The sequence below is a fragment of the Streptomyces sp. ISL-43 genome, from assembly GCF_018614195.1.
GTDB lineage: Bacteria > Actinomycetota > Actinomycetes > Streptomycetales > Streptomycetaceae > Streptomyces.
The window spans coordinates 13094-33650 of record NZ_JAGGOT010000055.1 but is presented as its reverse complement, the minus strand read 5'-3'; the positions used below and the strand labels follow the sequence as shown (position 1 = coordinate 33650).

The window sequence follows — 20557 nt, the reverse complement described above, 5'->3', positions numbered from 1 at the left end:
ACTAGTTGGTGCCGATCTTGGCCAGCAGGTCCACGATGCGACCCTGCACGTCGGCCGTGGTGGACCGCTCGGCGAGGAAGAGCACGCTCTCGCCCGAGGCCAGCCGCGGCAGTTCGGCCGGGTCGATCCCGGTGGCCGTGTAGACGACCAGCGGGGTGTGGTTCAACCGCCCGTTGGCACGCAGCCAGTCCACGATCCCGGCCCGGCGACGGCGTACCTGCATCAGGTCCATCACCACCAGGTTGGGCCGCATCCGGGTCGCCAGCTCCACGGCGTCCGTGTCGGCGTCCGCCCGCGCGACCTGCATGCCGCGCCGCTCCAGGGCGGCGGTCAGCGCGGTCGCGATCTCGTCGTGCTCCTCGATCAGCAGCACCCGCGAGGGGTGCTGGTCGCTGTCGCGCGGCGCGAGCGCCTTGAGCAGGACGGCCGGATCGGCGCCGTACGCGGCTTCGCGCGTGGCGTGCCCCAGCCCGGCCGTGACCAGCACGGGGACCTCGGCGGCCACCGCGGCCTGGCGCAGCGACTGCAGGGCGGTCCGGGTGATCGGCCCGGTCAGCGGGTCCACGAACAGCGCCGCCGGGAACGCGGCGATCTGCGCGTCGACCTCCTCGCGGGAGTGCACGACCACCGGGCGGTAGCCGCGGTCGCTGAGCGCGGCCTGCGTCTGCACGTCGGGAGCGGGCCACACCAGGAGCCGGCGGGGGTTGTCCAGCGGCTCGGGCGGCAGCTCGTCGTCCACGGGACGCGGCACGGGCCGGTTGACCACCTCGACGGCGCCACCGGGGCCGTCCAGCGGCTCGGGGCCCTCGTCGGAGCCCGCCTCGGGGGCTCCTATGGCGAAGGCACGGCCCTGGGGCGCGGGCTCCGCGAGGCGGCGCCGGCGCCCGGAGCCGTTGGTGTCGGTCGATGCGCCCTGGCCGAGGCTGCCCAGCGCGCGGACGCTGATGGGCGCTCCGGCCTCCGGGGTGTCCTGCGGCTGCCGGGCCCCGGGCACGGCGATCTGCCCGGCGGCCTCGTCCTCCGGAGCGGTACGCGCCGAGGGAACTGGCCAGGCCGGGGTGGCGGGCAGCGCGCGACGCCGCCCGGTCGGATGCGTCTCGGGGTCTACGGAGCCCTGCGCGCCCGCGTCGGACGGCCCGGCGGGGGCTTCGGCCTCGGCGGGCGGCGCGCCCAGTACCCGGCGCCCACGACGCCCGCCCGTGGCTTCGCCGTCGGCCTCACCGGGAGCGGGGGTGACGGGCGCCTGCGGGGGCTGCGCCGCCGGGACCGCGGTCGGGCCGGCGGGCAGCGCGAAGCCGCCCTCGGGGGCGATGGGCCGCTGCGGAACGGGAGCCGAGAGCCCGGTCGCCGGCACCGGACCGCCGGGCTGCGCCGGTCCCGCCGTGCCCAGGGCTCGCCGCCGCCCGGCGGGGTGCTCGGTCAGCGGAACCGGGAGCACCGGAACCGGGGGCATCGGCAGGGGCCCCACCGGCATGGGCGGGAGCGCGGGCATGGCGGTGCCCTGCGGCGGCACGGGCCGCCCGGCACCGCTGTCGCCGTGGCCCTGGCCCTGGCCGTCGCCGCTGCCGCTGCCGCTGCCGCTGCCGTCGCCGTTCTGGCCGCGGCGCCGCCCGGTGCCGGATCCGCCCAGGCCCGCCGGGTTCACCGGGGACTGCGCGAGCTCCGCGGGACCGCCGTCGCCCGGAACGGCCTCGCCGCCCCGGCGCCGCCCGGACGGCAGCGCGAGCGCGCCACCGCCGTCGGCGGCCGGTTCCGCGGCCTTGGCCAGGCCCGTGCCGGGGGCGTCCGCGCCCGCACCGCTTCCGGGGCCCGCGTCCGCGTCGTCGAGGAAGGCGTCCACGCCGCGCCGGGCCCGCCGGCCGCCGGAGACCTGCCCCGGCCCGCCCTCGGTCCCGGGCTCCTGCGCCGGAGCCGCCGCCGGCTCGGGCAGGGTGACCGTCCCGGCTCCCGCACCCAGCGGCAGCTCCAGCACGTACGCCCCGCCGGGCGCGCCCGGCACCTCCACCGTCTGCAGCACACCGCCGTGCGCGGCCACGATGCCCCGCACGATCGGCTCGTGCACCGGGCTCCCGCCTTCGTACGGCCCGCGCACCTCGATCCGTACGACGTCACCGCGCTGAGCGGCGGCCACCACGATCGTCGAGTCCATGTACCCGCTGCCCTGGCGGGTCTTGCCGGTGGCGTCCACCCCGGCGACGTCCGCGACCAGGTGCGCGAGGGCGGTCGCGATCCGCTCGGTGTCCACCTCGGCCTCGATGGTCGGGGCGTGCACGGCGAACTGGGCCCGCCCGGGGCCGATCAGCTCGACCGCGCCCTCGACGCCGGCCGCGACGACCCCGTCGATCAGGACCTTCTTCTTGCTGAGCTTGTCGGCGCCCGAGTCGAGGAGCTGGAAGCCGAGCACGTTGTCGACGAGCGTGGTCATCCGGGAGTAGCCGGCGGCAAGGTGGTGCAGCAGCTGGTTGGCCTCGGGCCACAGCTGTCCGGCGTCGTCGGCGGCCAGCGTGGCCAGCTCGCCGCGCAGCTCCTCCAGCGGTCCGCGCAGGGAGTCGCCGAGAACGGCCAGCAGCTGGGCGTGTCGCGCGGCCAGCGCGTCGTAGGAGCGCCGGTCGGTGAAGGTCATGACGGCGCCGACGAGCTGCTCCCCGTCCCGTACGGGAGAGGTGGTCAGGTCCACGGCGACGGGCTGCCCGGCCTTGTTCCACAGCACCTGGCCGCGTACCCGGTGCTTGCGTCCGCTGCGCAGCGTGTCGGCGAGCGGGGACTCCTCGAAGGGGAACGGCGAGCCGTCGGCGCGCGAGTGCTGGACCAGCCCGTGCAGCTCGCGGTTGCCGAGGTCGGTGGCGCGGTAGCCGAGGATCTGGGCGGCGGCCGGATTGACCAGCACGACGCGGCCGTCGGTGTCCGTGCCGACGACACCCTCGGCGGCGGCCCGCAGGATCATCTCGGTCTGGCGCTGGGACCGGGCCAGCTCGGCCTCGGTGTCCACCGTCTGCGAGAGGTCGCGTACGACGAGCATCAGCAGCTCGTCACCGGTGTACGAGGGCTGCGGCTCGCGGTAGGCGTCGCGGCCGTCGAGATGGGCCGCGGTGACCTCGACCGGGAACTCGCTGCCGTCGGTGCGGCGCGCGACCATCCGCTTGGGCCGGGCCCGGCCGCCCTCGTCCTCGCCGGGCCGGCGCATGGAGCCGGGGATCAGCTTGGAGTCGAATTCGGGCAGGAGGTCGAGCACGCCGCGGCCTACGAGCCCCGTACCGGGGCTCTCCATGACCTCGAGGGCGATCGAATTCGCGTTGACGACCGTGCCGTTGGCGTTGACGAGCAACAGCGCGTCCGGAAGAGCGTCGAGTATTGCTGCGAGGCGAGCAGCGCCTCGGGATGGCCTGCTGCTCACGACGAGCTTCCTCCCTGACCACAACTACCGGCATGTCACGGGAGGAGTCTAAGGGCATGGGCCCGCGGCGAGGGGGCCGATGTCCGGCGGATACCGCGTGATCACCGCATCTCCCCAGGTCAGGAACGCCCACGTGGAAGCACAGGTTCCAAGTCGTTCCACCGGCTGATCTCGCATCCGTTCGTCCGGCGGAACTCGGACCGGACCCTGCGGCCGTGCCACGTTCCGGTGATGCGGGCGGTGGCACGGCCGCCGTCGACCATGGTGCACATCTGCCGCTTGGCCTCCGGGGCGAAGGGGTCCTTGCCCTCGCCGGTGAGGGCTTCGAGGCGGGCACAGGCGTCCTCGGCGCGGGGGTGGTTCCCGCCGGCCGGATTGCACTCCAGCCGGTACTCGCCGTCCGCCCGGGGGTTGCCGGTGTCGGAGACGGCGATGGTGAGCCGGTCGGGAGCCGCCAGCAGCCGCCCCAGGGGCGGCAGCGGGGGCAGGGGCCCCGCCGCCGCCGCGGCCAGGGCGGAGGTGACGGCGAAAGCGGCGAGACGCAGCATGGGGCACTCCAGGTCGTCCGTACGTCGTACGACAGACCAACGACGGGCCGCCCCCGACGTTCCGTGTTTGGGAGGGCTTAAGGCTTTGCCCTGCGGGCCGCCCTCCTTGTACCGTGGGAGCGGATTGGTGACCGGCCCCTGGCCTGTGTCATCATCTGCACGCACCTTCGTACGCGGGGGTGTGCTGGAGGCGTCGCCTAGTCCGGTCTATGGCGCCGCACTGCTAATGCGGTTTGGGGCTTACCCCCCATCGAGGGTTCAAATCCCTCCGCCTCCGCACTTCACGAAGCCCCGGTCCTTGCGGACCGGGGCTTCGGTGCGTTCCGGGTACGAGTGGCGGCGCGGGCTGCCCGCAACAGGCCGCGAAGAGCCGCGCCGACCGCGCCCCGAGTCCAACCGGATGATCTTCTTCCAGGCCGTTTCCGCAGGTCAGCATGGGTGGGGCTAATGGATTTCGCGTCCCGGCGAGGTCCATGTATTGTTGTTCTCGCAAGGCCAGCGGGGCGCAAAACCCCGGCCAGCCAAGCACTCGTAGCTTAACGGATAGAGCATCTGACTACGGATCAGAAGGTTGCAGGTTCGAATCCTGCCGAGTGCACAGCCCAAGAGGCCCCCCGGTTCACCGGGGGGCCTCTTGCGTTACCCCGTCGCCGATGGATGCGCCGGTCCACCCTCGGGTGGACCTTGGGCGCGACCAGGAGCGAGCCGCACGTGTGCCGGGTGTTCCGCGGTGGGATCCCCCGAAGATCGTCACGCCGAGCCCGCTGTCGCAGTGCTGGGCCGGCTCGCGCTTCACCTGGGGCGGCGTGGCGATCTTCGGGGGTGGCGGGAGGAGGCGACCCAGGCCTTCCGGGCGCCGCCGCGCGTGCGGCGCAGATTTTCATCCCCCTGGGGCCGGGCCGGGGCTGGGACAGCCGGCGCTTACACGCCGATGTGGTGGCGAGGACGAGCCGCTCCTCGATCTACCGTGACGAACCCGATAGCCCTCCCGGAGGAGAGCCTGATGGCGACAAGCACCGGCGGGTCAACCTGTGGCCGGCAGGCGTCAGTTCTACCGCGGCCCTGCTGGGAGCGCTAGCGGCAGTGATCACCGCGATTCGCGGGTAGTCGTTGGCGGAACCGGTCCGTCGCGGGGTGCGTCATGGAGTCGCCGGTGCCAAACTGGTAGGACACGGCTATAGCGCATGCCAAGCCAAGCCTGCGGGGCGATGGCCAATGATTGAACAGTTGCGCATTGAAGTCGAGCAGGACGACGGAGACGTCGAGTCATTGCAGCAGAGCGTGAACGCCCTGCGCGAGGATCTTCTGGTGCTGGATGTGGAGAAGGTGGACCATCCTGCAGCCGGTCCGGCTCCGCCGGGTACCCGATCCGCCGCCCTCGATCTGGCGAACGTCCTCGTGGTGACATTGCCCGCGGTGACGCCACTCATGGAGCGGGTACTGCACGTCGTCGACGAGTGGCGCAACCGGCCGGAAACGCCACACCGCGTAGTCGTCGACTTCAATGGCACCCGGATCGAGTTGTCGCATGCCAGCCCTGCGGAGCGACGACAGCTGATCGGCCTCGCCAGCGCCAGCGCCGCCGATGCCCGGGAGGAGGCGGGAGGCATTGAGCGAGACGAATAGGCATGCGCTCGTCGTCGCGACCAGTGCCTACGACGACCCGGGCCTCAGCAAGCTGCACGCTCCGGATCTGGATGCGGCCGCGCTTCGCGCGGTTCTCGGCGATCCGGGCATCGGCGCCTTCAACGTGGAGGTGCTGCGCAACCCGACGTGCCAGAAACTGCGCGAGGGGATACAGGAATTCTTCGAGGACCGGAAAGCCGAGCAAACCCTGCTCCTCCACTTCTCGTGCCACGGGGTGAAGGACGCCAGGGGAAGACTGTTCCTGGCCGCCAGCGACACCAAGCGCAGTCGACTGGCTTCCACGGCCGTCGACGCCAGGTACCTGAGTGAGCGGATGCAGGACAGCAGGGCGCGACGCGTCGCGGTCTTCCTCGACTGTTGTTATGCGGGAGCGTTCGGGCGGGATCTGTTCACACGGGGCGACTCGGATGTGCACGTGCAGGAGAGTTTCCAGCAACTCAAGGGATTGGAAGAGCAGCAGGGGCGCGGTGTGATCACGGCGTCGAGCGAGATCGAGTGGGTCTTCGAGGGCGATCGTCCTGTCCTGGGACAGCCGGGTCTGGACATGGTGGAGGGGCCTTCGAATGAACCGTCTCTGTTCACACGCTCCTTGGTGAAAGGCCTGACCACAGGGGATGCCGACAGGGACGGAAATGGTGAGATTGGCCTGGTCGAGTTGGCGGACTACGTCCTTCAAGAGGTCAGGCAGGTAACCCCCCTTCAGACACCGCACTATTGGGTGTTCGGTGGTCTCGGAGGCGACCTTCCCATCGCCTATACGAAGCGCAAGCCGGCTCGGATCCCCCCCAAGGTGAAGACTCGTGCGAAGTCGAGCAATCCTGAGCGACGGCTCTTGGCGGTGCTGGACCTCGAACCGCTTCTGTGCGGCGACGACCTGGGGATGGCGCTGGCGGGCGCGGACGAGCTGGCCGCGCTCGTACACGACGACAGCCTCCGGGTCAGGGACGCCGCCGACAAGGCACTGCGCAAGGCATTGCCTCGGGTCTCCAAGACCGAGTACCACCTCGGCACGGTCACCGCGGGCAGCACGGGAACGCCGACCGTCATCTCTCTTGAAGGACCGCTGATCGTCCGCGAGACCGTGGAAGCCGAGGTGGATGGGGCGGCGGAGAATTGGTTGAAAGCGCGTCGTGTGGGGGGCGGGATCGAGCTGTGCGCGGCCGTGGCGGTTGCGTCTGAGCCATGCCACTACGAGGGCCGTGTCCTCCTTCGTACCGCGGCAGGGGAAGTGCCGGTCAAAGTCGAAGTGGACGCGGTGCCGGCAAAGCGCAAAGTATCGGGCGGACCAGTCCCGTTGACGACAACGGCGACCAAGACGAACGCTCCCAAGACGCGTATGAAGTCCATCCCCTTCCTCCTCGCGTCGGTGCTGACCGCGATCGCTCTGTTCACGCCGTTGCTGAACTGCGATGACGACACCCGTCGCTACACGCTCTCCAACGCATGGACGTGGAGCGGGTCCTACGGGCAGGTCTGGCCGGTGCTGATGCTCGGCCTGGCCACGAGCGCGGTGCTGGCGGCATTCGCGTGGCGTGGATCCGAGCACCTTCGTCGCGTGCTCGTGTGCTGGTCGTACGTCGCCGTGACCCTGCTGACCATGTGGTACACGGGCTTTGTCTTCAGCGTCATGGGCGATGGCCGCTACGCCACCTACCACCTCGGCGTCGGAGTCGTGGTGATGGCCGTTGGCTGCGTCGTCGAAGCCTGGGGATGCGTGGCGTTGTGGCGCAACAGGGCTCGTACGCGTGCCGGCGGCGCAACCTGAGTCCCCTTCGTCCTCCTCAGGGAGGAGGGCTGGCTCCGGGGAGCCACGGGGGGAGATGGCTCCGGCGGGGGACGCCGGGTGACGTGGGGTCCGGATACGGTTCTCGGAGATCGAGGCCGCGGTCTCGATCGGGATCGATTCACCGGAAAGGCAGGGGGGACCCTCATGGGACTGTTCGGGAACGCGCACGCTGTGGATCCGGCGTCGGCGCACCGCGAGTACGCGCGGCTGCTGGGGCAGGGGGAGCAGGTGCATGCCGCGTATCTGCTGATCCGCGACACGATCCTGTTCACCGACCGGCGGCTCGTGCTCATCGACAAGCAGGGGCTCACGGGGAAGAAGGTGGAGTACCACTCGATTCCGTACCGGAGCATCACGCACTTCTCGGTGGAGACCGCCGGCCACTTCGACCTGGACGCGGAGCTGAAGATATGGCTCTCCGGCAGCTCGGAGCCGATAGCGAAGACCTTCACCAAGGGCGTCGACATCTACGAGGTACAGGCGATCCTGACGCAGTTCGTCACCCGGTAGCCGGCGGGCCGGGCGGGCGATGGCTACCGTCTCAGCCCGTAGGCGTGCAGGAGGCGTGGGAGGAAGATCGCGTGGACGACATCGACCGGGCACTGGTCCGGTGACCTGGTGGTGCACCGGAATCCGGTGGAACGACGGCCGCCCCGCCATCGGCTGGTACCAACCGGGGCAGCCGGGACGGGCGGGCCTCCAGGGCCGGCCAGGGGGAATGGAGCGGAGCAGCCTCCTCGCGTACGGGCAGCCGCTGGCCTTCGCCGCTCGGGGGGAGCGCCACTGCCTCGGTGTGCGGCGGGCCGGCCGGCGGACACCGTGTCCGACGGCCCGGACCGTGCCCGGGCGGACCGGGAACGCCCAGTGCCCGGAGTGTGCCCGCCTGGACCGCTCCTTCTCGGTGGCGGCCGACACCAACGCGGCCGATCCGCGCACCTACCGCGTGTACCTCGCCTGGTTCGGGCCCGGCCTGCTCAAGGTCGGCATCACCGCCGAGGAACGCGGCTCCGCCCGGCTGCTGGAGCAGGGGGCGGTGACGTGGGCCTGGCTGGGGCGGGGCCCGCTGATGGCCGCGCGGCGGACGGAAGAGCTGCTGCGGGCCGCGCTCGGGGTGCCCGACCGGATCGCCTACGCGCGCAAGCGGGCCGTACGGGCCCACCTGCCGCCGGAGTCGGAGCGGGCGGCGGAGGTCGCCGGGCTGCACGCGCGCGCGGTCGCTCTGGACGGGTGGCCGGAGTCGCTGGAGCGGTTGGAGTGCGAGGTGGCCGACCACGGCGGCCCCTTCGGTCTCGGCGCGCTGCCCGCCCCCGACAGGGTGATCACCGAGATGGTGCCCGGCGGGACGGTCTCCGGTCGGCTCGTCGGCGCCGCCGGACCCGATCTGCACTTCGCAGAAGGGCTGGTCGTGGACACCCGGCTGCTGGCGGGGTGGGAGCTGGTGGCCCCGGCCGAGGGGGCGGGGAGCGATGTGCCGACTTCCGGGATCCCGTCGTCCGGGCCCGAGACGCCCGCCGCGCAGGACGGGCTGTTCTGACCACGGCGCGCTGCCGGTTCCAAGGTCAAAACTTGGATCCCTTTGCCCGTCGGGGACGGTTTCCGGTGGACATGCCAGGTCCGGACCGCAGAGGGTGGTGGGCATGAGCATCCAGCCTGTGCAGGCCTTCGAACCGCCTTATGTGATGAGTGTTTTCACCAGCGTCCGGACCGCTGACGACGACGGATACCCCGAGACCCTCGAGCGGATGACCGAGCTCGTCAGCTCCAATCCGGGCTTCCTCGGCTACGAGTCCGCGCGCACCCCCGGCGGACTCGGCATCACCGTCGGCTACTTCCGTGACCACGAGTCCCTCGCCCTGTGGCGCAAGGACCTGGAGCACCAGGCGGCCATGAGGCAGGGTCGCGCCGACTGGTACGAGAGCTACACGCTGCACGTCGCGACCGTCGAGCGGAGCCACGGTTTTGTCCGCGACGACGGCTGAGGCGGTCCGCGCCTTCCGGGAACGGCTCGGCGTGCCCGGACTGGTCGACGTACACACCCACTTCATGCCCGAGCGGGTCCTGGACAAGGTGTGGGACTACTTCGACGCGGTCGGCCCGCTGACCGGCGTCGAGTGGCCCATCACCTACCGGCACGAGGAGGAGCAGCGGGTCGCGCTGCTGCGGGAGTTCGGGGTCCGGGCCTTCACCGCCATGCTCTACCCGCACAAGCCGGCCATGGCGGCCTGGCTCAACTCCTGGTCCGCGGACTTCGCCGCCCGCACGCCCGACTGCCTGCACACCGCGACCTTCTTCCCGGAGGACGGGGTGGCGGCGTACGTCGGCCAGGCCGTCGAGGCGGGGGCCCGGGTCTTCAAGGCACACCTCCAGGTGGGCGGGTACGACCCTGCCGACGTCCGGCTCGACCCGGTCTGGGGGCTGCTCGCCGAGGCCGGGATCCCGACCGTGGTCCACTGCGGTTCGGGGCCCGCCCCGGGCAAGTACACCGGGCCCGAGCCGATCGCCCGGCTGCTGGCTCGCCACCCCCGGCTGCCGCTGATCGTCGCGCACATGGGGATGCCCGAGTACGCCGACTTCCTGGACCTCGCCGACCGGTACACCGAGGTCCGCCTCGACACCACGATGGCTTTCACCGACTTCTCCGAGCGGCTCAGCCCCTTCCCTCCCGAGGACCGGGGCCGGCTCGCCGACCTCGGAGACCGGATCCTGCTGGGCACCGACTTCCCGAACATCCCCTACCCCTACGAGCACCAGCTCGCCGCCCTCGAACGGCTCGGCCTCGGCGACGCCTGGCTGCGCGCCGTCTGCCACGACAACGCCGCCCGGCTCTTCCACCTGGCCTGACGGGCCGGCGGTGTTTCTCAGCTAATTCACAGGTTCAGGCAAGAACGCTCTCAGAGGCGGCGGCCAGCTTGTAGGCATGACTGCGACGACCACCTCTCACGCGTCCACGTCCACCGGCAACCCCACGGCCCTCGTACGCCCCGATGGCGGACCCTGCCGGGTCCTCGTCGTCGACGACGAGGCCGCCCTCTCCGAACTGCTCTCCATGGCCCTGCGCTACGAGGGCTGCGAGGTCCGCAGCGCGGGCGACGGGGCGGGCGCGGTACGGGCGGCACGGGAGTTCCGCCCGGACGTCGTCCTCCTCGACATCATGCTTCCCGACATGGACGGGCTGGCGGTCCTGGGCCGGCTGCGCCGGGAGATCCCGCACGTCCCGGTGCTGTTCCTGACCGCGAAGGACTCGGTCGAGGACCGCATCGCGGGCCTGACGGCGGGCGGCGACGACTACGTCACCAAGCCGTTCAGCCTGGAGGAGGTGGTGGCCCGGCTGCGCGGCCTGGTCCGGCGTTCCGGCGCGGCGCAGGCCGCGCGCGGCGGCTCGGTCCTGGAGGTCGGGGACCTGCGGCTCGACGAGGACAGCCACGAGGTGGCCCGGGGCGGCCGGGAGGTCCACCTGACCGCCACCGAGTTCGAGCTGCTGCGGTACCTGATGCGCAACCCGCGCCGGGTGCTGAGCAAGGCGCAGATCTTGGACCGCGTGTGGTCGTACGACTTCGGGGGCCAGGCCAACGTCGTCGAGCTGTACATCTCCTACCTGCGGCGCAAGCTGGAGAGCGGCACCGGACTCCCGCCGATGATCCACACGCGGCGCGGCGCCGGCTACCTGATCAAGCCCGCCGAGTAGCGCGCGGCTCGCCCCGGCTCGCCCCGCGGTTCCCCCGGCTGGCCCCCGCCTCGTCCGCTTCCTCGGCTCCCCCGGATCCCCTCATGTCCTGGCTTCCCCTGATGTCCGATCTTCCCCGGCCGCCCCTGCCGTCCCGCCGTGCGCGCGAGGCCGCGGCCCCCGGCGTACGGGGGCCCGGGCTCTCCCGCCGTCCCCGCCGGCCGGGCCGCCCCGCGCGCCCGGCCGGACCCCGCCGCCCCCGCCGGGGCCACCGCCCCTGGTCCCTGCGGACCCGGCTCGTCGTCTCGGCGGTGGCCCTCATCGCCGTCGTGGGCGCGGCCATCAGCACCGTCACCACCCTCGCGCTGCGCTCGTACCTGGTCGACAAGGTCGACGAACAGCTGCGCGTCTCCGTCGAGATGGCGAGCCGCCCCAACGCCGGCAAGCTCGCCCGGGACAACAACCTCGGCGTCGTGCTGGGGCCCGGGTCCCCGCTGGGGGCCGCCGGGGTCCGCCTCGACACCTCGGGGAAGATCGTCGACAGTGTCCGCAGCGAGCGCAGTGCGGCCGTCGGCGGAGCCGGGCCCGGCGGCTACCCGCCCCTCACCGCGGACCAGGCCGCGGCCCTCGCCGGGGCCGCCCGCAAGGCCGCCGACGGCCGTCCCGGCGGCCCCGTCGAGCTGCAGCTGCCCGGCCTCGGCGGCTACCGGGTGCTGACCGCGCCCGACGGGAGCATCGTCCTCGGCTTCCCGCTCACCGAGGTCGACTCCACCGTGCACACCCTGATCGCGGTGGAGGTCTGCGTCACCCTCGCCGGGCTGATCGCGGCCTCCCTCGCCGGACAGGCCCTGGTCGGTGTCGCCCTGCGCCCGCTGAGCCGGGTCGCCGCCACCGCCACCCGGGTGTCCGAACTCCCCCTGCACAGCGGCGAACCCGCCCTGCACGAGCGGGTCCCCGACGCCGAGGCCGACCCCCGTACCGAGGTCGGGCAGGTCGGCGCCGCCATCAACCGGATGCTGGGCCACGTCTCCTCGGCCCTGACCGCGCGCCAGCAGAGCGAGACCCGTGTCCGGCAGTTCGTCGCCGACGCCAGCCACGAGCTGCGCACCCCGCTGGCCTCGATCCGCGGCTACGCCGAACTGACCCGCCGGGGCCGGGAGGAGCCGGGCCCCGACACCCGGCACGCCCTCGGCCGGATCGAGTCCGAAGCCACCCGGATGACCGGCCTGGTGGAGGACCTGCTGTTGCTGGCCCGGCTCGACGCGGGCCGCCCGCTGTCCACCGAGGACACCGATCTGGCCCCGCTCGTCGTGGACGCCGTCAGCGACGCCCGGGCCGCGGGCCCCGAGCACCACTGGCGCCTGGAACTCCCCGACGAGCCCGCGCCCGTGCACGCCGACCCCGCCCGAATCCAGCAGGTCCTGGTCAACCTGCTGGCCAACGCCCGGACCCACACCCCGCCGGGCACCACCGTCACGGCTCGTGTTTCACGTGAAACATCCGCCGTCCGGCTCCGGATCGAGGACGACGGCCCCGGCATCCCGCCCGCGCTGCTGCCCCACGTCTTCGAGCGCTTCGCCCGGGGCGACGCCTCCCGCTCCCGGTCGGCGGGCTCCACGGGACTCGGCCTGGCCATCGTCCAGGCGGTGGTCTGGGCCCACGGCGGCCACGTGGACGTCCGCAGCACCCCGGGCCGCACCTCCTTCGAGGTCCACCTCCCCCTCGCCCCCGCCGGGGACTCACAGGCGGGGCACAGGGTCAGCACACAGCGGTGACAGGACCGGCCGGGAGGGTCGGGGCATGCCTACCGATACCTCTCCCGGAGCCCTCCCGGTGCGGGCTCCCCTCGCAGCCGTACCGGGGGAGCCCGTACTCGACGTGGTGATCCCGGTCTTCAACGAGGAGACGGATCTCGGGCCTTGCGTGCGCCGGCTGCACGAGCACCTCACCCGGACCTTCCCGTACCCCTTCCGCATCACCATCGCCGACAACGCGAGCACCGACCGCACCCCCGAGGTCGCGGCCGCCCTCGCCGCCTCCGTCGCGGGGGTGCGCAGCACCCGGCTGGAGCAGAAGGGCCGCGGCCGTGCCCTGCGCACGGTCTGGGGGGACTCGGACGCGCCCGTCCTCGCGTACATGGACGTGGACCTCTCCACCGACCTCAACGCGCTGCTGCCGCTCGTCGCCCCGCTGATCTCCGGCCACTCCGACCTTGCCATCGGCACCCGCCTCGCCCGTTCCTCGCGGGTGGTCCGGGGAGCGAAGCGGGAGTTCATCTCCCGCGCCTACAACCTGCTCCTGCGCTCCTCGCTGTCCGCCCGGTTCAGCGACGCCCAGTGCGGTTTCAAGGCCATCCGCCGCGAGGTCGCCGAGCGGCTGCTGCCGCTCGTGGAGGACTCCGGCTGGTTCTTCGACACCGAACTGCTGGTCCTCGCTGAGCGGGCCGGGCTGCGGATCCACGAGGTGCCGGTGGACTGGGTGGACGACCCCGACTCCACCGTCCACATCGCCCGCACCGCCGCCGAGGACCTCAAGGGGGTCTGGCGGGTGGGCCGGGCGCTGGCCGTCGGCGCGCTCCCGCTCGACCGGCTCGCCCGCCCCTTCGGCGACGACCCGCGCGACCGCACCGCCCTGCCCGGGGTGCCGCGCGGGCTGGCCCGCCAGCTCCTGGGCTTCTGCGCGGTCGGGGCCGCGTCGACCCTGCTCTACCTGCTCCTCTACTCCGTCGCGCGGGCCGCCGCCGGCCCGCAGCTCGCCAACGCCGCCGCGCTGCTCCTCTCCGCCGTGGCCAACACCGCCGCCAACCGCCGGCTGACCTTCGGCGTCCGGGGCCGCGAACACGCCGCGCGGCACCAGGCCCAGGGGCTCGTGGTGTTCGGCATCGGCCTGGCCCTGACCAGCGGATCGCTCGCCGCCCTCGCGGCCGCGGGCGGCCGGCCGGCGCACGGCACCGAGGTGGCCGTCCTGGTCACCGCCAACCTCGCCGCCACCGTGCTGCGGTTCCTGCTCTTCCGCGCCTGGGTCTTCCCGGAACGGCGCACCCCTCCCGCGAAGGACCACTCCTGATGACCACGGCAGCACTGCCCCTCCACCCGCGCCCCCCGTCCGTCACGGCAGCCGGGGCACACACCGCCCGGCCCGGGTGGGAGCGCCCCGCCTTCGTCGGGCTGCTGCTCGCCACGGCCGTCCTGCTGCTGTGGGACCTGGGCTCCTCCGGCTACGCCAACTCCTTCTACTCCGCCGCCGTCCAGGCGGGCAGCGAGAGCTGGAAGGCCTTCTTCTTCGGCTCCTCCGACGCCGGCAACTCCATCACCGTCGACAAGCCCCCGGCCGCCCTGTGGCCGATGATGCTGTCCGTCCGGCTCTTCGGGCTCGGCTCCTGGCAGATCCTGGCGCCCCAGGCGCTGATGGGAGTCGGCACGACCGCCGTCCTCTACGCCGCCGTACGCCGCCAGTTCGGGCCCGCGGCCGCCCTGATCAGCGGCGCGGTCTTCGCGCTCACGCCCGTCGCCGCGCTGATGTTCCGCTTCAACAACCCCGACGCGCTGCTGACCCTGCTGATGACCGTCACCGTGTACTGCGTACTGCGGGCCCTCGACGGAGCACGCACCAAGTGGCTCGTGTGGGCCGGGGTCGCGGTCGGCTTCGCCTTCCTGACCAAAACCCTGCAGGCCTTCGTCATCCTGCCGCCGCTGGCCCTGCTGTACGCCGTCTGCGCGCCGACCCGGCTGCGCCGGCGCCTCGGGCAGCTGCTGCTGTCCACGCTCGCGATGGTGGCGGCCGGCGGCTGGTGGGTGGCGATCGTCGAACTGTGGCCCGCCGCCTCCCGCCCGTACATCGGCGGCTCGCAGACCAACTCCTTCCTGGAGCTGACCCTCGGCTACAACGGACTCGGCCGGATCAACGGCGAGGAGACCGGCAGCGTCGGCGGCGGTGGCCGCGCGGCCGTGGAAGGCGCCGCGGGCGGTGCGGGCCCTGGTGGCGGTGGCGGTGGGATGAGCTGGGGAGAGACCGGCATCGACCGGCTGTTCTCGTCCAACATCGGCGGCCAGATCTCCTGGCTGCTGCCCGCCGCCCTGATCCTCTTCCTCGCCGGCCTCGTGGTCACCTGGCGGGCCCGCCGGGCCACCGACTCCGTGGAGGGCATGGCCCGCGCGGCCTTCCTCGCCTGGGGCGGCGCCCTGCTGATCACCGGGCTCGTCTTCAGCTACATGCAGGGCATCTTCCACGAGTACTACACCGTCGCCCTGGCCCCCTTCGTGGCCGCGCTCGTCGGCATGGGCATCGCCGTCCTGTGGGAGGAGCGGGGCAGCCGGGCCGCCTCCCTCACCCTGGCCGGGACCCTCGCCATCACGTCGTACTGGGCGTTCGTGCTGCTCGGGCGCTCCGCCGGGTACGTGCCGTGGTTGCGCTGGGGGCTGCCGGCCCTGGGACTCGGCAGCGCACTCCTGCTGCCGTTCGCCGCGCGGCTGGGCCGCCGTGCCGCACTCGGTGTGGCGGCAGTCGGCTTGGCCGCGGCGCTGGCCGGACCCCTCGCGTACAGCCTGACCACCGTGACCACGCCGCACACGGGGTCGATCGTCACGGCCGGTCCCGCGGTCGCGGGCGGCCGGGGCGGCCCGGGCGGCGGCGGCATGCGCAACTTCGAGATGCGGGGCGGGGGCGCGATGCCCGGTGGCGGCGCCGCACCGCAGGGCATGCCCCCGGGCGGTGGCCCGCAGGGCGGCCGGTCTCCCGGCGGCCAGGCCCCGGGCGGCCAGGCTCCCGGCGGCAACCAGGCCGCCGACGGCGGCGGGACCGAGCGGACCGGTGGCGGTCCGGGCGGCGGTGCCGGCGGTGGCGCGATGGGCGGTCTGCTCGGCGGGACGAAGACCAGCGCCGAGGCGACGGCCGCGCTGCGCGCCGACGCCGCGAAGTACACGTGGGCGGCAGCCGCCATCGGCTCGCAGAACGCGGCGAGTTACCAGCTGGCGTCGGAGAAGCCGGTGATGGCGATCGGCGGCTTCAACGGCAGCGACCCCTCCCCGACGCTGGAGCAGTTCAAGGCGTACGTGGAGGCCGGAAAGATCCACTACTTCATCGGCCAGAGCAGTGCCCAGAGCAGTGCCCAGAGCAGTACTCAGAGCAGTACTCAGAGCGGTGCCCAGAGCAGCGCGGGAGCCGGTGGCACGGCGGACGGCACGGGCGAGACCGCCACCCCGGCCCGGGGCGGCGGCGGTCCCGGCGGGGGCGTCAGCAGCACCATCGAGAGCTGGGTCAAGGCCACGTTCACGGCCTCCACGGTCGGCGGAGCCACCTTCTACGACCTCACGGCGCCGACGTCCGGGCTGTCCTGACCCACGGGACCCCCGGGTCCCCGGGCCCCCGGACCACCCGGTCCACCCGTCGGGCCCTGTCGGGGCGCCCGAGCACCTCCGGCGCTCGGGGGCCCTTCCGCCTTGCGACGCACGCCACCGGACACCGCGCATCACCGGCGCGCCGTTGACGACAGGACCTAGCATCAAGGGGGCGGACCGGGCATTCCGGGCTGATCCCGTTGTCGTGAGGAGGGTGCCTCTATGGTGACCGCGGCCGATCCCGGCAAGCCCCGGACCAGTGTCTGGCTGGCCGCGCGGCCCGCCGCACCCGCCAGGCGGCGCAGCGAGGCCCCCTCCGGGCTCGACCGGGAGCGGATCACCGCCGAGGCGGTGCGGCTGCTCGACGTCGACGGACTGGCCCGGTTCTCCATGCGCCGGCTCGCCGCCGGGCTCGGGGTGACCGCGATGTCCCTGTACTGGTACGTGGACACCAAGCACGATCTGCTCGAACTCGCCCTGGACAGTGCCCTGGGCGAGCTCGCCCGGCCGCCCGGGGCGCCCGGGGAGGGGTGGCCCGGCCGGCTGCGGGCGCTGGCACGCGGCTACCGGGGACTGCTGGCCGACCACCCGTGGGTGGCACCGCTCACCGCCGCGTATCCGAACATCGGCCCGCATGCGCGGGCCTTCGACACCGTCCTGCAGCGGCTGCTGGACGCCACCGGCCTGACGGATCCCGCCCGGACCGGCGCCCATCTGGCCGTCTCGCAGTTCCTGCACGGCTGCTGCGGCACGGTCCGGCGGCCGCCCGACGGGGAGTTCTGCCTCGCGCTCGACGTCCTGATCGCCGGCATCGAGGCACACGCCCGGCGCGGCCGGCCCGCCGGACCGGCCGCGCCCGCAGCCCCGTAGAACGCCCCGTTGAGTGCCCCGGGAGGGCTACTCGGCCGCCGCTGAGGTGGTCCCGGCAGCGGTCGGGGCGTGGGCCGCCGGCTTCGACTTCAGGGCGACCTCCTTGATGAACACCACCAGCACCAGCGCGAGGAGCGCGGTGGGGGCGGCGTAGAGGAAGACGTCGCCGACGCCGTGCCCGTACGCGCTCTCGACGACCTCGCGGAACGGTGCGGGCAGCTTGGCGAGGTCGGGGATCCCGCCTCCGGCGGTGCCGCCGTGGCCCATGGCCGCGGCCTTCGGGCCGAGTGCGGCGAGCCCGTCCTGGACGTAGTGGGTGACCCGGTTGGCCATGACCGCGCCGAGTGCGGAGACGCCCATCGCGCCGCCGAGGGAGCGGAAGAACGTGACGACCGAACTGGCCGCGCCCAGGTCCTCGGGGGCCACCTGGTTCTGGGCGGCGAGGACGAGGTTCTGCATCATCATGCCGAGACCGAGGCCGGTCAGCGCCATGAAGATCGCGATGTGCCAGTACGCGGTGTCGTACCGCAGGGTGCCCAGCAGGCCGAGGCCCGGCCGTCAGGAGCACGCCGCCGGAGACGAGCCAGGCCTTCCACTTTCCGGTCTTGGTGATCACCTGACCGGAAACGGTGGAGGAGACGAAGAGCCCGCCGATCATCGGAATCGTGAGGATTCCGGACATCGTGGGGGACTCGCCACGGGCCAACTGGAAGAACTGGCTGAAAAAGACCGTCCCCGAGAACATCGCGATGCCGACGAAGAGCGAGGCCGCCGAGGCCAGGCTGATGGTCTTGTTGCGGAAGAGGCGCAGCGGAATGATCGGGTCGCTCGCCCTGGACTCGACGAGGACGAAGAGCAGGCCGAGGGCGAGCGCGCCGCCGGTCATCGCCCAGGTCTGCCAGGAGATCCAGGCGTACGAGCTGCCGGCCTGGGTCACCCAGATCAGCAGCAGCGAGACGGCGCCGCTGATCAGGAAGGCGCCGAGCCAGTCGACCTTGACCTCGCGCCGCACGACGGGCAGGTGCAGGGTCCGCTGGAGCACGACCAGCGCGATGATCGCGAACGGGACGCCGACGTAGAAGCACCAGCGCCAGCCCAGCCAGCTGGTGTCGGTGATGACCCCGCCGAGCAGCGGACCGCCGACGGTGGCGACGGCGAAGACCGCGCCGAGGTAGCCGCTGTACCGGCCGCGCTCGCGCGGGGAGATCATGGCGGCCATCACGATCTGGGCGAGGGCGGAGAGGCCGCCGACGCCGATGCCCTGGACCACGCGGCAGGCGATGAGCATGCCGGTGTTCTGGGACATGCCCGCGACCATCGAGCCGAGGACGTAGATCACCAGGGATATCTGGACCAGCAGCTTCTTGCTGAAGAGGTCGGAGAGCTTGCCCCACAGCGGGGTCGCCGCCGTCATCGAGAGCAGGGCGGCGGTGACCACCCAGGTGTACGAGGACTGCGTGCCGCCGAGGTCGCCGATGATCTGGGGCAGGGCGTTGGAGACGATCGTGGACGACAGGATCGCCACGAACATGCCGAGCATCAGCCCGGAGAGCGCCTTCATGATCTGCGGGTGGGTCATGGGCGTGCTGTCGGACGTGGTCTCCGACCGGCCGCCTCCCCGCACACCGGTGGGTGTGGTCGTAGCCATGTGTTTCCTTCGGTACTAGAAGCTCGATCGGAGTCGGGCCAGCAGGGTGTTCAGGTGGTCGATGTCCGCGTCGGACCAGTCGGCCAGGGCCTTCTCCAGCGCGGTGGTGTGGCGGGCGCCGAGCTCGGTGAGGAGCGTGCGGCCGGCCGGGGTGAGGCGCAGGATCCGGCAGCGGGCGTCGCCGGGGTCGGTGTCGCGGGTGATCCAGCTGCGGTCGGCGGTGTGCGCGACGTGCCGGCTGGTCACGGAGATGTCGATGGCCAGGTACTCGGAGAGGCGGCCGAGCCGCATCTCGCCGTGCCGGTCGAGCACGGTGAGGACGGCCGCCGGGCCGGGCGGGCAGTCGGCGGGCAGGGTGCGGGCGAGGTCGCGCCGGACGGCGCCGATGCCGGTGAGCTGGCGGGCCAGTTCCGCGTAGCGGGTGGCGGGTGGGGCGGGTGGGGTCAGCGGGCCCGGTGCGGTCGGTGTGGTCATGCGGTGGCCTCCCTCCGAATGTCGTTGCTTCGGGCAACCATAGAAGCGGATGGTTGTTACAGGCAAATGAATCGGGGGACCGGGCGGTAAAGGAATCGGAAAACCCGCTAGGGTCCTGCGCATGGCTGCGAATCACAACTCGAACCACAACTCACCGGCCCCCGAGGGTGACTACGACCCCGCGGGCAGCACCCAGATGTTCCGGGCGTTCGTCGACGAGCCGGTTCCGGCCCCGGCCGTGCCGGGGTCGCGGATGCAGAACCGCGCCGCGCGCAAGTCCGGACCGGGCGCGGGCGTGTGGGTGGGCCTCGGCGTCGGCCTGGTGGTCCTGATCGCCGTGGTGGCCTGGCTCGCGCTCTGACGCCGGGCCGGCCGCCCGGGCGTCAGCTCCAGGTGGCCGTGACCTTCCGGGTCTCGATGCGCATGCCCAGGGGGACGCGCCAGGACTCGACGCAGACCTCATAGGTCTGCGTCTTCGTCGTGTTGCCCGCTATCGGGGCCGGCAGTGGCTGGGTCGAGGTGATCGTGGCCCAGTCGATGCCCAGGGCGCCGATGATGTGCGTCGCGAAGCTGACCGTTCCCGAACGGGCCGCCGTGCCACCGGTGTTGGTGAACGACACCGTGACCTTCTCGCACCAGCGGTCGGCCGCCGCGCTACGGGTGGGCGCGCCGACGCTCAGCTTCGCCGCCGTGGCCGCGGGCAGCGAGGGCGCGGTCGTACCCGGCTTCGCGGACGGCGCCGGTCCCGTGCCCGGGGTGCCGCCCGGGGTGCCGGGGGACGCCGTGCCGGGGGACGCCGTGCCGGGCGCGCCCGCGGAAGGGCCGCCGGAGCCGCCGCGACCGGTGGCCGCCGTCCCGCCCGGGGGCTGGGACCCCGGGGCGCCGGGCGACGTACCCGCGGGAGACTCGGAAGAGGCCGAGGAGGCTGACGAGCCGCCCGCGGCCTGCGGCAGAGGCTGGAACTCGACCCCGCCTTGCGGTGCGACATTCGCGCCGGCGCCCCGCTCGGAGCCCGGGCCCACCGCGCCCACGGCCACGTAGCCCTCGCGCGCCGGGCCGCCGCAGCCGGTCAGGGCGGCGGCGGCAGCCGTGGCGCACAGGATGAGCAGGGCGGCTGACCGGGATGCCTTTCGCATCCCGGCAGTTTTCCTGACGTGCCGTCAATTGGGAAGCCAAGGCGACCGATTGAC

At 72.8% G+C, this 20557-nt stretch carries 16 protein-coding genes, 2 tRNA genes and 1 pseudogene; 14 read left to right on the top strand and 5 right to left on the bottom strand.

Features of this window, described 5'->3' with window-relative positions; translation table 11 throughout:
• Window position 1 precedes the first annotated feature (1 nt).
• Both J7F03_RS29530 and J7F03_RS29525 read right to left on the bottom strand, forming a co-directional pair.
• Window positions 2-3394 (bottom strand): PAS domain-containing protein, encoded by a 3393-nt coding sequence (locus tag J7F03_RS29530; RefSeq protein WP_214954815.1) that lies wholly within the window; start codon window positions 3392-3394, stop codon window positions 2-4.
• 119 nt (window positions 3395-3513) lie between these two features.
• Window positions 3514-3942, bottom strand: a complete 429-nt coding sequence (locus tag J7F03_RS29525; protein ID WP_214954814.1) for an SSI family serine proteinase inhibitor — start codon at window positions 3940-3942, stop codon at window positions 3514-3516.
• 186 nt (window positions 3943-4128) lie between these two features.
• Here J7F03_RS29525 and J7F03_RS29520 point away from each other — a divergent pair.
• The 13 genes from J7F03_RS29520 (at window position 4129) to J7F03_RS29460 (ending at window position 17245) form a co-directional block, all read left to right on the top strand.
• A tRNA-Ser gene (locus J7F03_RS29520) sits at window positions 4129-4219 on the top strand.
• Window positions 4220-4467: 248 nt separating this feature from the next.
• Window positions 4468-4540 (top strand) — tRNA-Arg (locus J7F03_RS29515).
• Window positions 4541-5157: 617 nt separating this feature from the next.
• Window positions 5158-5568: a hypothetical protein gene (locus J7F03_RS29510; RefSeq protein WP_214954813.1), complete on the top strand. Its 411-nt coding sequence runs from the start codon at window positions 5158-5160 to the stop codon at window positions 5566-5568.
• Window positions 5552-7354, top strand: coding sequence for a caspase family protein (locus tag J7F03_RS29505; RefSeq protein WP_214954811.1), 1803 nt, complete (start codon window positions 5552-5554; stop codon window positions 7352-7354). The genes J7F03_RS29510 and J7F03_RS29505 overlap by 17 nt, the downstream gene beginning before the upstream one ends.
• Window positions 7355-7519: 165 nt before the next feature.
• Window positions 7520-7885, top strand: a complete 366-nt coding sequence (locus J7F03_RS29500; RefSeq protein WP_214954809.1) for a PH domain-containing protein — start codon at window positions 7520-7522, stop codon at window positions 7883-7885.
• 100 nt (window positions 7886-7985) lie between these two features.
• Complete coding sequence (locus J7F03_RS29495) at window positions 7986-8909, top strand: DUF2797 domain-containing protein (RefSeq protein ID WP_308380013.1); 924 nt, start codon at window positions 7986-7988, stop codon at window positions 8907-8909.
• A 103-nt stretch (window positions 8910-9012) separates the two neighbouring features.
• Entirely contained in the window at window positions 9013-9354 is a 342-nt protein-coding gene (locus J7F03_RS29490; protein WP_214954805.1) for an antibiotic biosynthesis monooxygenase, read from the top strand.
• The gene (locus J7F03_RS29485; protein WP_214954803.1) at window positions 9335-10216 is read left to right on the top strand and encodes an amidohydrolase family protein; all 882 of its coding nucleotides are present in this window, start codon (window positions 9335-9337) and stop codon (window positions 10214-10216) included. Before J7F03_RS29490 ends, J7F03_RS29485 begins: the two co-directional genes overlap by 20 nt.
• A gap of 76 nt (window positions 10217-10292) precedes the next feature.
• Window positions 10293-11060, top strand: a complete 768-nt coding sequence (locus tag J7F03_RS29480; RefSeq protein ID WP_214954800.1) for a response regulator transcription factor — start codon at window positions 10293-10295, stop codon at window positions 11058-11060.
• 83 nt (window positions 11061-11143) lie between these two features.
• Window positions 11144-12814, top strand: a complete 1671-nt coding sequence (locus tag J7F03_RS29475; RefSeq protein ID WP_251072677.1) for a cell wall metabolism sensor histidine kinase WalK — start codon at window positions 11144-11146, stop codon at window positions 12812-12814.
• A 25-nt stretch (window positions 12815-12839) separates the two neighbouring features.
• On the top strand, window positions 12840-14105 hold the full coding sequence (locus tag J7F03_RS29470) for a glycosyltransferase (protein WP_214954798.1): 1266 nt from the start codon (window positions 12840-12842) through the stop codon (window positions 14103-14105).
• Entirely contained in the window at window positions 14105-16375 is a 2271-nt protein-coding gene (locus J7F03_RS29465; protein ID WP_214954796.1) for a glycosyltransferase family 39 protein, read from the top strand. Before J7F03_RS29470 ends, J7F03_RS29465 begins: the two co-directional genes overlap by 1 nt.
• Window positions 16376-16597: 222 nt before the next feature.
• On the top strand, window positions 16598-17245 hold the full coding sequence (locus tag J7F03_RS29460; protein ID WP_214954794.1) for a TetR/AcrR family transcriptional regulator: 648 nt from the start codon (window positions 16598-16600) through the stop codon (window positions 17243-17245).
• Window positions 17246-17278: 33 nt separating this feature from the next.
• Here J7F03_RS29460 and J7F03_RS29455 read toward each other — a convergent pair.
• Window positions 17279-18893, bottom strand: a pseudogene (locus tag J7F03_RS29455) (MDR family MFS transporter); the annotation flags it as partial.
• Between the two features lie 15 nt (window positions 18894-18908).
• Window positions 18909-19367 (bottom strand): MarR family winged helix-turn-helix transcriptional regulator, encoded by a 459-nt coding sequence (locus J7F03_RS29450; protein ID WP_214954792.1) that lies wholly within the window; start codon window positions 19365-19367, stop codon window positions 18909-18911.
• Between the two features lie 121 nt (window positions 19368-19488).
• On the opposite strand from J7F03_RS29450, the gene J7F03_RS29445 reads away from it, so the two are divergent.
• The gene (locus tag J7F03_RS29445; protein ID WP_214954790.1) at window positions 19489-19728 is read left to right on the top strand and encodes a hypothetical protein; all 240 of its coding nucleotides are present in this window, start codon (window positions 19489-19491) and stop codon (window positions 19726-19728) included.
• Window positions 19729-19750: 22 nt separating this feature from the next.
• Here J7F03_RS29445 and J7F03_RS29440 read toward each other — a convergent pair whose 3' ends face one another.
• On the bottom strand, window positions 19751-20503 hold the full coding sequence (locus tag J7F03_RS29440) for a hypothetical protein (protein ID WP_214954789.1): 753 nt from the start codon (window positions 20501-20503) through the stop codon (window positions 19751-19753).
• Window positions 20504-20557 lie beyond the last annotated feature (54 nt).